Source organism: Sphingosinicella sp., from assembly GCF_052387495.1.
Classification (GTDB): Bacteria; Pseudomonadota; Alphaproteobacteria; order Sphingomonadales; family Sphingomonadaceae; genus Allosphingosinicella.
On record NZ_JBQTJC010000140.1, the window covers coordinates 1 to 15,449 of the forward strand.

15 protein-coding genes and 1 pseudogene are annotated in these 15,449 nt (G+C 69.8%); 7 read left to right on the plus strand and 9 right to left on the minus strand.

What is annotated here, in order from left to right; genetic code table 11:
• On the minus strand, positions 1 to 479 hold a 479-nt coding region (locus ACT4N8_RS07985; protein ID WP_444857606.1), incomplete at its 3' end, for a chromosomal replication initiator DnaA.
• 10 nt (positions 480 to 489) lie between these two features.
• On the minus strand, positions 490 to 1,701 hold the full coding sequence (locus tag ACT4N8_RS07990; protein ID WP_444857607.1) for a heavy-metal-associated domain-containing protein: 1,212 nt from the start codon (positions 1,699 to 1,701) through the stop codon (positions 490 to 492).
• Between the two features lie 60 nt (positions 1,702 to 1,761).
• On the opposite strand from ACT4N8_RS07990, the gene purM reads away from it, so the two are divergent.
• The 3 genes from purM to ACT4N8_RS08005 are packed head-to-tail and all read left to right on the plus strand — an operon-like array spanning position 1,762 to position 3,846.
• Positions 1,762 to 2,856, plus strand: a complete 1,095-nt coding sequence (purM, locus tag ACT4N8_RS07995) for a phosphoribosylformylglycinamidine cyclo-ligase (protein ID WP_444857608.1) — start codon at positions 1,762 to 1,764, stop codon at positions 2,854 to 2,856.
• On the plus strand, positions 2,849 to 3,472 hold the full coding sequence (gene purN / locus ACT4N8_RS08000) for a phosphoribosylglycinamide formyltransferase (protein ID WP_444857609.1): 624 nt from the start codon (positions 2,849 to 2,851) through the stop codon (positions 3,470 to 3,472). Before purM ends, purN begins: the two co-directional genes overlap by 8 nt.
• Complete coding sequence (locus ACT4N8_RS08005) at positions 3,469 to 3,846, plus strand: MmcQ/YjbR family DNA-binding protein (protein WP_444857610.1); 378 nt, start codon at positions 3,469 to 3,471, stop codon at positions 3,844 to 3,846. The genes purN and ACT4N8_RS08005 overlap by 4 nt, the downstream gene beginning before the upstream one ends.
• An 88-nt stretch (positions 3,847 to 3,934) precedes the next feature.
• Here the strand turns inward: ACT4N8_RS08005 and ndk are convergent, their stop codons facing one another.
• A complete protein-coding gene (gene ndk / locus ACT4N8_RS08010) occupies positions 3,935 to 4,357 on the minus strand; it encodes a nucleoside-diphosphate kinase (RefSeq protein ID WP_444857611.1) in 423 nt (140 codons plus the stop codon).
• Between the two features lie 77 nt (positions 4,358 to 4,434).
• On the minus strand, positions 4,435 to 5,907 hold the full coding sequence (locus tag ACT4N8_RS08015) for a leucyl aminopeptidase (RefSeq protein WP_444857620.1): 1,473 nt from the start codon (positions 5,905 to 5,907) through the stop codon (positions 4,435 to 4,437).
• Positions 5,908 to 6,036: 129 nt separating this feature from the next.
• Here ACT4N8_RS08015 and ACT4N8_RS08020 point away from each other — a divergent pair, with 129 nt between their 5' ends.
• The 4 genes from ACT4N8_RS08020 to rsmA all read left to right on the plus strand — a co-directional run bounded on the left by ACT4N8_RS08020 (position 6,037) and on the right by rsmA (position 11,514).
• On the plus strand, positions 6,037 to 8,244 hold the full coding sequence (locus ACT4N8_RS08020; protein WP_444857612.1) for an LPS-assembly protein LptD: 2,208 nt from the start codon (positions 6,037 to 6,039) through the stop codon (positions 8,242 to 8,244).
• Positions 8,245 to 8,376: 132 nt separating this feature from the next.
• Complete coding sequence (locus ACT4N8_RS08025) at positions 8,377 to 9,702, plus strand: foldase protein PrsA (RefSeq protein ID WP_444857613.1); 1,326 nt, start codon at positions 8,377 to 8,379, stop codon at positions 9,700 to 9,702.
• Position 9,703: 1 nt separating this feature from the next.
• On the plus strand, positions 9,704 to 10,693 hold the full coding sequence (pdxA, locus tag ACT4N8_RS08030; RefSeq protein ID WP_444857614.1) for a 4-hydroxythreonine-4-phosphate dehydrogenase PdxA: 990 nt from the start codon (positions 9,704 to 9,706) through the stop codon (positions 10,691 to 10,693).
• Positions 10,690 to 11,514, plus strand: coding sequence for a 16S rRNA (adenine(1518)-N(6)/adenine(1519)-N(6))-dimethyltransferase RsmA (rsmA, locus tag ACT4N8_RS08035; RefSeq protein ID WP_444857615.1), 825 nt, complete (start codon positions 10,690 to 10,692; stop codon positions 11,512 to 11,514). Before pdxA ends, rsmA begins: the two co-directional genes overlap by 4 nt.
• Here rsmA and ACT4N8_RS08040 read toward each other — a convergent pair.
• The 5 genes and pseudogenes from ACT4N8_RS08040 to ACT4N8_RS08060 form a co-directional block, all read right to left on the minus strand.
• The gene (locus ACT4N8_RS08040) at positions 11,511 to 12,023 is read right to left on the minus strand and encodes a tetratricopeptide repeat protein (RefSeq protein ID WP_444857616.1); all 513 of its coding nucleotides are present in this window, start codon (positions 12,021 to 12,023) and stop codon (positions 11,511 to 11,513) included. The two genes, rsmA and ACT4N8_RS08040, sit on opposite strands and share 4 nt — an antisense overlap.
• Positions 12,024 to 12,054: 31 nt before the next feature.
• Positions 12,055 to 13,230, minus strand: coding sequence for an RsmB/NOP family class I SAM-dependent RNA methyltransferase (locus ACT4N8_RS08045; protein WP_444857617.1), 1,176 nt, complete (start codon positions 13,228 to 13,230; stop codon positions 12,055 to 12,057).
• A 9-nt stretch (positions 13,231 to 13,239) separates the two neighbouring features.
• Positions 13,240 to 13,569, minus strand: a complete 330-nt coding sequence (locus tag ACT4N8_RS08050; protein WP_444857618.1) for a hypothetical protein — start codon at positions 13,567 to 13,569, stop codon at positions 13,240 to 13,242.
• An 80-nt stretch (positions 13,570 to 13,649) separates the two neighbouring features.
• Positions 13,650 to 15,104 carry an IMP dehydrogenase gene (gene guaB, locus ACT4N8_RS08055; RefSeq protein ID WP_444857619.1) on the minus strand — a complete coding sequence of 485 codons (1,455 nt, stop codon included), beginning with the start codon at positions 15,102 to 15,104 and terminating at the stop codon, positions 13,650 to 13,652.
• 3 nt (positions 15,105 to 15,107) lie between these two features.
• A pseudogene (locus tag ACT4N8_RS08060) lies at positions 15,108 to 15,449 on the minus strand (hypothetical protein); the annotation flags it as partial.

The following is a 15,449-nucleotide window of genomic DNA, read 5'->3' on the forward strand; positions in this document are numbered from 1 at the left end:
TCGATCCGCGGAACCAGATAGGCGGCGAGATCGGGCGGGGCCGCGATGCCGCGGTCGCCGAGCATCTTGACGATCAGTTGGCCGAGCAGGATGTCGTCGGGCGGGCCGATCTCGACCTGCGGCGTCGCCGCGAGGCGCGACCTGAGATCGGGAAGCGCGATGCCCCAGGCGGTGGCGGGCCGGGAGGCGACGATGAGCAAGGGCTTGCGGCTGGTCTGCGCCTCGTTCCAGGCGTGGAAGAGCGATTCCTCGTCATGCGCCTCGGCATCGTCGAACAGCCGCCCGCCGGTCTTGCGGACGAAGATGCGGCCCAAGAGGCTCCGGCCGGACTTGCGCGGGCCGGTGAGCAGGCTCGCCATCACCGGCCAGAGCGACCAGCGGCGGAGATGTTCGTAGGCGGCGCGGTTGCAGGCGGAGAGCAGGAAATCCTCGTCGCGATCCGCCACCGGCCAATCGAGCGGCAGCGCGATCTGGTCCACCGCTCCCACCCTAGCGCGAGATACGCAAGGTGGTGCCGCCCACCACCTGGACCTGCCAGCCCTGCGCCCGCAGCGCCGCCTGCAGCGCCGCGGTATCGCCCGCATAGGTGACCCGCATCACCGAGGTGCCGCCGAGCGCCAGGCTGGTGGTGATCGCGGAGGTGACGCCGTCGACCCGGCTCACCGAAAGCTCGGCGCGTTGCACCGCGCCGCCGTCGGGAGTTTCGACCTGGATCGAATAAGAGGTGACCGCGCCGGTCGGGGTTGCCGGTGCCTCCAGCTCGTCCTCGAGCACGGTCTCCTCGATTGCCTGCTGCACCGCCGGCTCGATGATGACGAGGCTGCGGTCGGGCTGGAGCAGGCCGGCGTCGAGCGCGCGGGTGTAGATGATGTCCATCTGGCGCACGCCCTCGTCGAGCATGCGCGGGATTTCGCCGCTGTTTGCCGCGCGCAGCCGGAAGCGGCCGATCACCCGCCCGTCCGGGCCGAAGCGCGCGGTGAAATAGCCGATCGCCGGCCCGCCCGGATAAAGCCGCCTCAAGTCGACCTCGGCGATGACGATGTCCGCGGCGCCATACTGATCGAGGATCATCCGCCACCAGCCGCGCCCGCGGCGGCGCGCCTGGGCGAGGTTGAGCAGGAGGGGATCGGCGCCATTGCCCGAGGTGCGGACATAGTCGATCGGGGTGGTGACGGTGCGGAACTGGGCCCAGGCGCGCTGCCACTCGTTGCGGATCTCGAAGGTGTAGCCGGTCGAGCCGGTGCGCATCACCGGGATGACGAGGACGGGCGCCGAGCGTCGGCTGAGGCCCTGGACGCCGAGCATCTGCCCGGTGCGGGCGCGATCGAAGAGCACGCCGAGGCGGGCGATATAGCGGGTCGGGCCGATCTGCTCATGCTCGATGATGATGCCGGAGACGATCGCGTTGAGCACCGATTCGGAAAGATTCGGCGCCTGGGCGATCGGGCGGCCGGTGGTGCGCGACCAGAGCATCCGCCAGCCTTCGCGCTGGGCGCGGCGCCAGCCCTCTATCCGGGCGCGCTCGGCGGTCGGCGCGCTGACGTCGACCTCGACCCCGAGCTGCTCGAAATTGCTGGTGCTGTCGATCGGCGGAATGCCGCGATCGGCGCCGTCGAGCTGGGCGTAGAGCAGGCCCGCGCCCGTCGCGAGGGCGGCGAGGAGGAGCGGAATCGCGAAGAGGATCGGGCGGCGAAGCGTCACGCGCGCCTTTCTGGCGAGGGAATCGTGGAAATCCAAGCGCGTTCTCGGTAGGCGGCCCTCGTGAGCAACGATGACAGCTATACCTACGCCAAGGCCGGCGTCGATATCGCGGCGGGCAATGCGCTGGTGCGGAGAATCGCGCCGCTCGCGAAGGCAACGGCGCGCCCCGGCGCGGATGCCTCGCTGGGCGGCTTCGGCGGCTTCTTCGATCCGAAGGCGGCGGGTTACGAGGACCCGCTGCTGGTCGCGGCCAATGACGGGGTCGGGACCAAGCTCAAGCTCGCCATCGACAGCGGCCGCCACGACGGGGTCGGCGTGGATCTCGTCGCGATGTGCGCCAACGATCTGATCGTCCAGGGTGCCGAACCGCTCTTCTTCCTCGATTATTTCGCCACGGGGAAGCTGGAGCCGGGAATTGCCGAGCGGGTGATCGCATCGATCGCCGATGGCTGCCGCCAGGCGGGCTGCGCGCTGATCGGCGGCGAGACGGCGGAAATGCCGGGCATGTACGCCGAGGGTGATTACGACCTGGCAGGGTTCTGCGTCGGCGCGGTCGAGCGCGGCGAGGCGCTGACCGGCGACAAGGTGAAGGCGGGCGACGTCATCCTCGGCCTCGCCTCGTCGGGCGTCCATTCCAACGGCTTCTCGCTGGTCCGGCGGCTGGCCGCCGACAAGGGCTGGAAGCTCGACCGCCCGGCTTTGTTCGATGCCGACCGGCTGCTGATCGAGGCGTTGCTGGAACCGACCCGGATCTACGTGAAATCGCTACTTCCGGTGGTGCGCGCGGGCCGGATCGCCGCGCTCGCCCACATCACCGGCGGCGGCCTGCTGGAGAACATCCCGCGCGTCCTGCCCGAAGGCTTGCACGCCCATGTCGGTGCCGATGCCTGGCCGCAGCCGCGGCTGATGGCCTTCTTGCAGGCGCAGGGCCAGATCGAGCCCGGCGAGTTCGCCCGCACCTTCAACTGCGGCATCGGCATGGCGCTGGTCGCCGATGAGACGGATGTCGCCGCGGTGACTGACGCCCTCACCAAAGCGGGCGAGACGGTGCTTCGCATCGGCCGGATCGAGCCCGGCGAGCGCGGCTGCACCGTGTCCGGCTCGGCGGAGACGTGGAGCGCGCGGGCGGACTGGTCCGCGATCCACCATGGCTGAGAAGGTCCGCGTCGCCGTCCTGATCTCGGGGCGCGGCTCGAACATGCTCGCGCTGTCCGAATATAAGCGCCGCGATCCGAGCCGGACTTACGAAATCGTCCTCGTCGCCTCGAACGTGCCGGAGGCGCGCGGGCTGGTGCTGGCGCGGCGGCTCGGCCTCAAGACCTGGTCGCTGAGCCACAAGGGCCTGACCCGCGAGGCCTTCGATGCCGAGCTCGACGCGGCGCTGCGGGCGCACGATGTCGAGCTGGTCGCGCTCGCCGGCTATATGCGGCTGCTGTCCGAGGACTTCGTGACGAAGTGGGAGGGCCGTGTCCTCAACGTCCATCCCTCGCTGCTGCCGCTCTACAAGGGGCTGGATACCCACCGCCGGGCGCTGCTCGCCGGCGACGAATTTGCCGGCTGCTCGGTCCACCTCGTCACCGGCGACCTCGATTCGGGTCCGGTGATCGGCCGGGCGGAGGTCAAGATCCGCCCCCGCGACGATCCCAACAGCCTCGCCGCCCGCGTGCTCGAGGCCGAGCACGCCCTCTATCCCGCCGCGCTCGAAGCCTGGTGCATCGAGCTCAGGGGCGAGACGGGCAAAGACCCGATCGCGCTGGACGCACCCGAATGAGTCCCGATCCGGACGCCGTCCTCGCCCGCGTGCGCGAGCTTGCCCTCGCCTTGCCCCGCGCCATAGAGAAAGTCTCCCACGGGGCGCCGGTCTTCTTCATCGACAAGGGGAGAAGCTTCGCCTGGTTCGTTCACGATCATCACGGCAGCGGCATCACTGCGGTGGCGGTGAAGACCTCGGGCGCGGAGGAGCAGGAGATGCTGATCGAGGCCGATCCCGATCTCTATTACCGCCCGCCTTACTTGGCGCCGTCGGGCTGGATCGGCATCCGCCTCGACGGCGACGCGGTCGACTGGGACCATGTCGGCGACCGCATCGCGATGAGCTGGGAGCTGGTCGCGCCGAAGCGCCTGCTTGAGATGGGCGGGCGTTAGCCCACCTCGTCAATGCGAGGAGCGGAGCGACGCGGCAATCCAGCCACGCAGAACTGGATTGCTTCGCTGCGCTCGCAATGACGGGTGCCTAACCGACGATCTCGTCCGGCTGAAAGAAGAAGTCGATCTCGATCGCTGCATTCTCGTCGCTGTCCGAGCCGTGGACGCTGTTCGCCTCGATCGATTCGGCGTGGGTCTTGCGGATCGTGCCCTCGGCGGCCTGCTCGGGGTTGGTCGCGCCCATGATCTCGCGGTTGCGGGCGACGGCGTTCTCGCCTTCCAGCACCTGCACGACCACCGGCCCCGAGGTCATGAAGGCGACGAGATCATTGAAGAACGGCCGCGCCTTGTGGACCGCGTAGAAGCCCTCGGCCTGCTCGCGGGTCATCCGGATCCGCTTCGAGGCAACGACGCGCAGCCCCGCCTCCTCCAGCATCGCGGTGACCGCGCCGGTGAGATTGCGCCGGGTTGCGTCCGGCTTGATGATCGAGAAAGTGCGTGTCGTGGCCATGGCCCGAAAGCTCCGTGTCTGAAGGAAGAGGATTCGGCGCGCTCTCTAGTGGCCGCGCGGGCCGAGGGCAAGGCGCCCTACCCCTCGTGATTGTCCGCGATGTAGCGGTCGAGCAACGCCACGCCGAAGCCGGTCGCGCCCTTGTCGTAGAGGTGGCTCGGCTTGTCGGACCAGACCATGCCGGCGACGTCGAGATGGGCCCATTTCACGCCCTCCTCGACGAAGCGGCCAAGGAAGCAGGCGGCGGTGATCGAGCCCGCCTCGCGGCCGGCGCTGTTCCTCATGTCGGCAACCGGCGAATCCATGATCTTGTCATAAGCCTCGCCCATTGGCAGCCGCCAAAGCTTGTCGCCGCTCGCCTTGCCGGCTGCCTCGAGCGAGGCGGCGAGGCCGTCGTCGTTCGAGAAGACGCCCGCATATTCGTGGCCCAGGCTGATGATCATCGCCCCGGTCAGCGTGGCGAGATCGATCATCACCTCGGGCTTCAGCTCGCGCTGCGCCCAGGTCATCGCGTCGGCGAGGACGAGGCGCCCTTCCGCGTCGGTGTTGATCACCTCGATCGTCTGGCCGGACATCGAGGTGACGATGTCGCCGGGCCGCTGGGCGTTGCCGTCCGGCATGTTCTCGGCGAGCGCGCAGACTCCGACCACGTTCGCCTTCGCCTTGCGCGCGGCAAGTGCCTTCATCGCGCCCGCGACGGCGCCGGCCCCGCCCATGTCCCACTTCATCGCTTCCATGCCGGCGGCAGGCTTGATCGAGATGCCGCCGGTGTCGAAGGTGATCCCCTTGCCGATCAGCGCGACCGGCTTCGCGCCCTTGGCGCCGCCATTCCAGCGCATGACGAGCAGCCGCGGCGGGCGGACCGAGCCCTGGCCGACGCCGAGCAGGGCGCCCATGCCGAGCTTGGCCATCGCCTTTTCGTCGAGCACCTCGAGCTCGACCCCGCTGCCGTCGAGCGCCGTCCTGCAGCGTTCGACGAAGCTCTCAGGGTAAAGGATGTTCGACGGCTCGGTGACGAGGGTGCGGGTGAAATCGAGCCCGGCGAGCACCGCCTCGTGGTGCGCCCAGGCGTCTTCCGCGCCTTTCCCCGCCCCGACCAGCACGATCTCGGCCAAGGTCGGCTTTTGCTTGCGGCCGAGCCTGGTGCGATAGAGGTCGTGGCGCCAGCTGCGCGCCGCGGCGCCGAAGGCGAGACGGGCCGCGGCGTCGGCGTCCAGCCCGGCGGCGTCGACCACGAGCTTCGTCTCGCCCGAGGTCAGCAGCCGCGCGGTTAGCGCGCCGCCGACCCGCTCGTGCAGCGCCACTTCGTCCGCCCTCGCGCCATAGCCGACAAGCAGCAAGCGGCGGGCGGCATCGCCTTCCTCGACGAAGGTCTCGGCGATCGCGCCCACTTCGCGCTCGAAGCGCTGCGCCTCGGCCGAGCGCACCGCCAGCGTCCGCGCCCGCTCGTCCAGGGCGGCGAGCCGGTCGTGCAGCATGTCCTCGCCGCGGACCGGGACGGCGAGCGCATAGGCGCCCTCGGGACGCGTCGGTGCGAAGCTGACCTTGATCACGAAAAGCATCTCCCTTGGGGACCGGCTCAGGCGGCCGGAAAGGCTCGCCATTGCAGGGAGCGGCGCCGGGTGCAATAGGCTGGCCCGTCCCGGAGGATGGGGTCCAAGGCCAGGGCGGCAGAATTTGTGAAGACGCTTCGAACGATCTGCCGGACCGCTTTGCCTTTGCTGCTGAGCCTGCCGTTCGCGGCCCAGGCGCAGACGCCTGCCGCGACGGGGGAACAGGCGGATCCCAGCATCGCGTTCAGCGCCGACCGGCTGGAATATGACCAGGCCAGCGAGATCGTGACCGCGCTCGGCGAGGTGCGGATGAACCGCGAGGGCTATTTCCTCCGCGCCGACACGGTGAGCTGGAACCGGACCAGCGGCGAGGTTCGCGCCTCCGGCGGGGTGCGCGTGATCAGCCCGGAGGGCGACGTCGCCTATGGCGACAACGTAGTGCTCGAGGACAATCTGCGCGACGGGGTGGTCGAGAACCTCCTCCTCGTCCTTGCCGACGGCGGCCGGCTGGCGGCAACCACGGCGCGGCGGGAGAACGGCTACACGATGCTCGAGCGCGCGGCCTACACGCCCTGCGCAGTCGTCGACGCCGACGGCTGCCCGCGCGATCCCACCTGGCAGATCAACGCGGTGCGCGTCGTCCACGATCCGATTCGCCACCGGATCAGCTATCAGGGCGCCTCGCTGAACCTGTTCGGCATGCCGATCCTCGCTCTGCCAGGCCTCTCCCATCCCGACGGCAGTCAGGGCGGCGGCAGCGGCCTGCTCGTCCCCGAGGCGCGCTACAACCGCCGCAACGGGCTGGAGCTCAGCGCGCCTTATTATGTCCGGATCGCGCCCAATCGCGACCTCACGATCACGCCGCACGTTTATTCCGAGGTGCTGCCGATGCTCGAGGGCGAGTATCGCCAGCTCAATTCGCTCGGCGCCTTCCAGCTGCGCGGCTACCTCACCTACGGCTCGCGGCTGCCGCTGAACGCCCCGGCGGGGACCCCCGCGGACGACGGCGTTCGCGCCTATGTCGAGGGCAATGGCCGCTTCCAGCTCGATCCGGCCTGGAGCGTCTCCTTCTCGGGCCGCTACGTCACCGACCGCACCTTCATGCGGCGCTATGACATCAGCCGCGACGACCGGCTGCGCTCCTTCGTCGAGGCCGAGCGGATCGGGCAGACTTCCTACATCTCGATCGCCGGCTGGGCCTTCCAGGGACTGCGCGTCACCGATGTCGACGGCCAGCAGCCGATCGCGCTCCCCGCGATCGACGCGCGCTGGCGGTTCGCGGACCCCCTGCTGGGCGGACGGATCGAGCTCCAGGCGAACAGCCTCGCCTTGTTCCGGCCGGAGGGTCAGGACAGCCAGCGCGCCTTCGCCAGCGCGACCTGGGAGCGGCGCGGGATCACCCCGCTCGGCCAGGAGCTGGTGCTGACCGGCTATGCGCGTGGCGATGTCTACCACGCCAACGACACTTTGCTGACCCTGCCGGTCCGCTATCGCGGCACCGAGGGCTGGAGCGGCCGCTTCATCGGCGCGTTCGCGGTCGATCTGCGCTGGCCCTTCATCGGGCCCTTCCTCGGCGGTACGCAGCGCCTGACGCCACGCCTCCAGTTCGTCGCCTCGCCGCCGACCGAGAATCTCGACATTCCCAACGAGGACGCGCGCGCGGTCGACCTCGAGGATTCCAACCTGTTCGCGCTGAACCGGTTCCCCGGCTACGACCGCTGGGAGGACGGGGTGCGGATGACCTATGGCGCCGACTGGGCGGCGGACTTTCCCGGCGTCGCGATCCGTACCAATATCGGCCAGAGCTACCGGCTCAGTACCCGCGCCGCGATCCTGCCCCCAGGCACGGGCCTGTCGGGGCGCTTCTCGGACATTGTCGGCCGCACCACCTTGCGGATCGGGCGGCGGGTCAGCCTCGTCCACCGCTTCCGGCTCGACAAGGACAACCTCGCCGTCCGCCGCAACGAGATCGACGCCACAATCGGCGGCCGCCAGACCTACGCGATGATCGGCTATCTCCGGCTCAACCGCGACATCGACGCCTCGATCGAGGATCTGCGCGATCGCGAGGAGCTGCGCATCGGCGGCCGCATCCGCTTCGCGCGCTACTGGTCGATCTTCGGCTCGGCGGTGATCGACCTCACCGACCGGCAGGAGGACCCGCTGTCGATCGCCGACGGCTTCGACCCGGTCCGCCACCGGATCGGCATCCTCTACGACGACGATTGCATCGAGCTTGGCGTGACCTGGCGGCGCGACTATGAGACCAGCGGAGACGCGCGGCGGGGCAATACCTTCCTGATCCGGGTGGCGCTGAGGAACCTGGGCCGCTAGCGCCTGCAGCCGCCCGCGGCTTCGCGGTCGCCCGACCATTGCCGATCCGGGGTACAGGCCCTAGGAAGAGCCGCTAAGCTGTGGTTCAGCAAGATTTCGGCAGGATAGGTGCCTGCTTTCATTGGAGGAATGATGACGCTCGGTAGGTTTTCAAGGGCCGCGATCCTGTTGGCCGCGCCCCTGCTTTCGGTGATGGCGGCGGCGCAGACGAGTCAGCCCGGCGGCCAGCTCGACATTCCCTCCAACGTTCAGTTCGTCGGCCAGCAGGATCCGGGCGTCCGCAAGGCGACCGCGATCGTCAATGGCGAGGTGATCACCGAGACCGACATCAATCAGCGTCTGGCGCTGATCGTCGCTTCCAATCGGGTCGAGCTTCCCCCCGAGGAGCTGCAACGGGTCCGCGCCCAAGTCTTGCGTAACCTGATCGACGAGGCGCTGCAGATTCAGGCCGCGGCGCAGCAGGAGATCACGGTCGAGGACCGCGAGGTCGATCAGTATTTCGCCCGCTTCGCCGGCAACTTCAACCAGACGCCGGAGGCCTTCACCGCCTATTTGCGAACCGTCGGCGCCTCCGACCGCACGCTCAAGCGCCAAATCCGCGGTGAGATCGCGTGGCAACGCCTCCAGCGCCGCCGGATCGAGCCCTTCGTCACGGTCGGCGACGAGGAGGTGCAGCAGATTCTCGACCGGCTCAACGCGTCGCGCGGCACAGCCGAATATCGCGTCGCCGAAATCTTCCTCTCCGCCTCGCCGGAGACGGAGGCGGAGGCGCGCGCCAATGCCGGCCGAATCGTCCAGCAGATCCGTGCCGGCGCCTCCTTCGCCGCTTATGCGCGGCAGTTCTCGGAAGCCTCGACCGCGGCGCTCGGCGGCGATCTCGGCTGGGTCCGCGCCGAGCAGCTCCCGTCCGAGCTCTCGGCCCTTGTCCAGCAGATGCCGGTCGGCGCGATCAGCGATCCCGTGCCCGTGCCCGGCGGCTTTTCGATCGTCGCGCTGGCCGATGCCCGGCAGATCCTCACCGCCGATCCGCGCGATGCCGTCCTGAGCCTGATGCAAGTATCGATCGCTTTGCCCGCCGGCACGAGCGAGCAGCAGGCGCAGTCCCGCGCCGCGCAGCTTCAGCAGCGCACCCAGGCGATGGGCGGCTGTGGCGGCGCCACCGAGGCGGCACAGGCGATTGGCGCCGAGCTCATCTCCAACGACCAGGTCCGCGTGCGCGAGCTCCCGCCTGCGCTCCAGCAAATGCTGCTGAACCTCGGCGTCGGCCAGGCGACCCAGCCCTTCGGCTCGCCCGAGCGGGTCAGCGTCCTCGTCCTGTGCGGCCGCGAGGATCCGCAGGCGGCGACCGGACCGACCCGCGACCAGCTCGCCGAAACGCTCCTCGAGAACCGGATCAACTCGCGCGCCCAGCGCTACCTGCGCGATCTTCGCCGCGACGCGGTGATCGATTATCGCTGAGATGCGGGCGGCGCCTCTCGCGGTCTCGCTGGGCGACCCCGCCGGGATCGGTGCCGAGGTCATCGCCAAGAGCTGGGAGCGCCGCGAGGTGGAGCGCCTGCCCTCCTTCTTCGCGGTCGGCGACGTCGCCGCGGTCGAGGCGGTCTGGCACGGCCCGATCGCGACAGTGGGCGACCCGACCGAGGCGGCGGCCGTCTTCGACACGGCGCTTCCGATCATCAGCGTCGCCGATTCGACGGCGCCGCCCGGCAGCGTCGATCTGGTCGGCGCGCGCAACGCGTTCGATGCGCTCGAGCTCGCCGTCGGCCTGACCCGATCGGGCGCCGCCTCGGGCCTCGTCACCGGCCCAGTCTCCAAAAGCCGGCTGCACGCGGTCGGCTTTGTTCATCCCGGCCAGACCGAGTTCGTCGCCGAGCGCTGCGGCGTTTCGGGCGAGCTTGTCGCGATGATGCTGGCCGGGCCGACCCTGCGCGTCGTCCCCGTTACGACCCACATCCCGCTCGCCGAGGTGCCGGCGACGCTGACCACCGACCGGATCGTCAACAAGGGCCGCGCCGCGGTGCGCGGCCTCCAGCGCCAGTTCGGCATCGAGAATCCGCGCGTCGCCGTGGCGGGCCTCAACCCCCATGCCGGCGAGCAGGGCGCGCTCGGCCGCGAGGAGATCGACATCGTCATGCCGGCGATCGAGCGGCTGCGCGAGGAGGGCTATGAGGTGACCGGCCCGCACCCGCCCGACATCATGTTCAACGCGCGCCGCCGCGCGACCTACGATCTCGCGCTCTGCATGTATCACGACCAGGGCCTGATCCCGCTGAAGACGCTCCATTTCGACGAGGGGATCAACGTCACCTTGGGCCTGCCCATCGTGCGCACCTCGCCCGATCACGGCACCGCCTTCGACATCGCCGGGCGAAACCAGGCCGATCCGGGCGCGATGATCGAAGCGATCCGCACCGCGGGGGCGTGCGCCCGGCGCCTCGCCGAGGCGTGAGCGCCGACGCGCTCGCCACGCTGCCGCCGCTGCGCGAGGTGATCGCGCGGCACGGGCTCAGCGCGTCCAAGGCGCTCGGCCAGAATTTCCTGCTCGACGAGCAATTGCTCGATCGGATCGCCGCCATTCCCGGATCGCTGGACGGCGAGCGCGTCTACGAAGTCGGCCCCGGCCCCGGCGGGCTCACCCGCGCCTTGCTCCGCGCCGGAGCGGAGGTCGTCGCGGTCGAGCGCGACCGCCGCTGTATCAGCGCGCTGGCAGAGTTGGCCGAAGCGGCCGAGGGCCGGCTGACCATCATCGAGGGCGACGCGCTGGTGGTCGAGCCGCCAGCCGGCGCTCATGTCGTCGCCAACCTGCCCTACAATGTCGGCACCGCCCTCTTCGTGCGCTGGCTCGGCGGCGAGACATGGCCGCCTTGGTGGAAATCGCTGACCCTGATGTTTCAGCGCGAGGTCGCCGAGCGGATCGTCGCCGCCTCCGGCGGCGGCGCTTATGGCCGCCTCGCCGTCCTCGCCCAGTGGCGGTCGCGCACTCGGCTGGCGATGAAGGTGCATCGCTCGGCCTTCGTGCCACCGCCGAAGGTGATGTCCGCCGTCGTCCATCTCGTGCCCGAGGCACAGCCCGAAGGAGTCAAAGCGGCGACGGTCGAACGCCTGACCGCCGCCGCCTTCGGCCAGCGCCGCAAGATGCTGCGCCGCTCGCTTGGGGCGGTGCCGGGCGCGGTCGAGGCCCTCGAACGTCTGGGGATCGACCCCGAGCGGCGCGCCGAAACGCTGGCCGTGGCCGACTTCGTCGCTCTGGCGCGCCTGCTCGACAGCTAGTTGCGGCGCGGCGGCTGGGCGGGCGCGGGCTGGCTTTGCGACTGGGCGAGCTCGGCGGGCGGACCGCGAGTGATCGCCGCCGCGAGCTGGTCGGCCGGTGCGCAATTCTGGCCGCAGAGGCTCCGCACCCGGGTCAGATTGGTGCGCGCGCGGTCGACCGCGCCGCGCTGGACATAGGCCTCTCCCTGCGCGGCGAGCGCGGCGACGTCGTTGGGCTCGAGCCGCAGCGCGTCGGCGTAGAAACCGATCGCCTTGCCCGGCAGCCGCTGCGCCTGCGCGACCCGGCCGAGCGCGATATAGGCGCCGCGATTGCCGGGATCGACCGCGAGCGCGGTCTCGAGCAGGTCGATCGCCTCATTGTGGCGGCCGGCGCTCGCATGGGCTTGCGCTTCCTGGACCAGAGCCTGCGAGCGCGGATCGACCACGTCGTCCGGCTGCTGGCCGAAACCGGCGCTGGCCATGGTCCCCGCCGCGATGGCGAGCGAGAGGGCGATTGGCATGAGGCGCATCAACAACTCCATATTCTTGTCGCGCTCAAGCCTAGCATGGGCGCCGCCAGCGCGCGACGAAAAAGCCGTCCGTGCCGTCCCGGGCGGGGCTGAGCAGCCGCCCCGATCCCCCCGCACGTCCCGCCGCGATAGAGAGCGGCGCCGGAACCAGCGATGAACGGGCTTCGAACGCCGCGGCCTGGTCCCGGCCCTCCTCACCAAGCAGCGAGCAGACGGCATAGACCAAATGCCTACCTGGCCGAACATGTTCCGCCGCGATGTCAAGTAGATCGGCCTGGAGCTTCACAAGGCGCGCGAGCCGCTCCGGCGTGATCCGCCAGCGCGTCTCGGGATTACGCCGCCAGGTGCCGCTGCCGGAGCAAGGCGCGTCGACGAGAACAAGGTCCGCCTCGAACCCGGCCAGCCCTTCCCGCTCCCGCCCCGGATCGAGCAGCCGCGTCTCGATGATCGACACACCCGCCCGCGCCAGCCGCGGCGCCATCCGCGACAGCCGGGCGCGGTCGGTGTCACTGGCGAGAATCTCGCCCTGATTTCCCATCTCCGCCGCGAGAGCGAGTGTCTTGCCGCCCGCCCCGGCGCACAGGTCCAGCACCCGCGTCCCGGGCGCCGCCTCGCAGGCGAGGCAGAGCAATTGGCTGCCCTCGTCCTGCACCTCGACCAGACCGGACGACCAGGCCTCGCTCTGCTCGATCTGGACGCTTTCGGCGAGACGCAGGCCGATCGTAGAGTGCGGCGTGGGTCGGGCGTCGGGGAATAGCGCCAGCGCCGCCTCCCGCTCGCCCTTCAGCTTATTGACGCGCAGGTCGAGCGGCGCCCGTTCGAGCAAGGCCGCCTTGTCCGCGTCGTCGACGAGCGGATCGAAGCGCTCGAGCAGCCAGGCTGGCGCGATCCCGGCCTCGGCGACCGGCTCGCCGCCGACCGGCGGGGCCGGTCCGTGCGCCGAGCCGTCGAACAGGTCGATCAGCTCGGGTTCCGCCGCCGCCAGCCCCAGCATCGCCGCCCGCCCGCTTTCGGGGCGCTCGCCGGCGCGGCGGATGGCGCGGTAGACCAGATCGCGCACCGCCCGCCGATCCTTCGATCCGGCATAGCGGCGCGTCTTGAAATAGCGTGCGATCAAGGTGTCGGCGGCCGCTCCGCGTTCGCGCGCGGCCGCGACGATCCCGTCGAGCAGCTCGATCGCCGCCTGCATGCGGGCGGCGGGAGTCATGGCCTGGGGCTATTGCGTCGGCGCGGGGGCCGCGCCGCCCTCGGGCTCGTAGCCGACCATCTGGTTGCCATTCTCTTCATAGCCGCGGACGATCACCGCCTCGTTGGTGCCGGCGCTGGTCTCGGCCATGCCGCGGCAACGCCGCTCGGTCTCGGTCTTGGAGACTTCGGTGAGGTCGCGGATCTGCTTGATCTGGACCGGCTGGCTCTTCGAAAGCTCGGTCGCCTGCCGGGCGATCTCGTCGCAGCTCAGCCCCGCGGCCGTGCCGCAGGCCGCGAGCGGCAGCGTGACCACCGCCACCGCGGCCAGACCCAAAGAAATCCGCTTGTAGTTGCTCATGCCGCGTCCCCTGTCTGGAATTTGGAGGAGAAGCTTCGCCCGTTTCACGGCGTGTGGCAAGAGCGCGTCGCTTAAGCAATTCAGCGCACCGGATAATTCGGCGCCTCGCGGGTGATCGTGATGTCGTGGACGTGGCTCTCGGTCAGGCCCGCATTGGTGATCCGGACGAACTCGGCTTTTTGCAGCTCCGTTATCGTCGCCGCGCCGGTATAGCCCATCGCCGCCTTCACCCCGCCGACGAGCTGGTGGATGACGTCGCGGGCATGGCCCTTATAGGGGACCTGCCCTTCGATCCCCTCGGGGACGAGTTTGAGCTGATCCTTGATGTCCTGCTGGAAATAGCGGTCGGCCGAGCCGCGCGCCATCGCCCCCACCGAGCCCATCCCGCGATAGCTCTTGTAGGAGCGGCCCTGGTAGAGGAAGGTTTCGCCCGGCGCCTCCTCGGTGCCGGCGAGCAGCGAGCCGATCATCACCGCCGAGGCGCCGCCGGCGAGCGCCTTGGCGACGTCGCCCGAGGTGCGGATGCCGCCGTCGCCGATCACCGGCGTGTCGGTCTTCGCCGCCTCGTCCGCCGCGTCCATGATCGCGGTCAGCTGCGGCACGCCGACTCCGGCGATCACCCGCGTCGTGCAGATCGAGCCCGGGCCGATACCGACCTTCACCGCGTCGGCGCCGGCATCCACCAGCGCCTTGGCCGCCTCGCGCGTCGCGACGTTGCCGGCGACGACCTGGACCTTGTTCGACTGCCGCTTCAGCCGCTCGACCGCGGCGGCCACGTCGCGATTGTGGCCGTGCGCGGTGTCGATCACGATCAGATCGCATTCGGCGTCGATCAGGGCTTCGCTGCGCTCGAAGCCCTTGTCGCCAACCGTGGTCGCGGCGGCGACGCGCAGCCGCCCCGCCTCGTCCTTGGTCGCCTCGGGATAAGTCACCGCCTTTTCGATATCCTTGACCGTGATCAGGCCGATGCAGCGCTGGTCCTCGTCGACGACGATCAGCTTCTCGATCCGGCGCTGGTGGAGCAGCCGCCGCGCCTCCTCCTGGCCAACGCCGGGGCGAACGGTGGCGAGATTCTCGCGGGTCATCAGCTCGGCGACCGGCTGGCGCGGATTTTCGGCGAAGCGGACGTCGCGGTTGGTGAGGATGCCGACCAACCGGCCGTTCTTCTCCGTGATCGGAATGCCTGAGATCTTGTGGAGGGCCATGAGCCGGAGCGCTTCCTCCAGCGTCTGGTCGGGGGTCATCGTGATCGGGTTGACCACCATGCCGCTCTCGAACCTTTTCACCGCGCGCACCGCGGCGGCCTGCTCCTCGACCTCCATGTTGCGGTGGAGCACGCCGATCCCGCCCAGCTGCGCCATCACGATCGCCATGTCGGCCTCGGTCACCGTGTCCATCGCCGAGGAGAGGATCGGAATGTTGAGCGCGATCTCGCGGGTCACCCGGCTGCGCGTGTCGGCCTGGCTCGGCAGCACCGACGAGGCGGCGGGGCGGAGCAGGACGTCGTCGAAGGTGAGGCCGAGCGGGATCTCCATGGCTCAGTCGTCCTCCGCCGTCGCGGGCTCCGCGGGCGCCGGGCGCCGATAGACGTCCGGATCGGCGAGGCGGCGGCCGAGCGCGACCATCAGGTTCGCGTCCTCCGCCGCGCCTTCAAGCGGGATTTCGCTGCCCGGCTGGTCCGCCGGCCCGTGATAATTTCCGCTCAGGAAGGCGTTCAGATATTGCAGGTTCGAAAAGGAGCCGCCGACCATCACCGTCGGGATGCCGACCAAAGCGAGCTTGTAGCCGTCCTGGCGCTGGACGAAGGCCTCCGCCTCGTCGTCCGCGTCGAGGGTGCGGTTCATCGCCCGCACCGTCTCGTCGATCACCCGGTCGAGCGC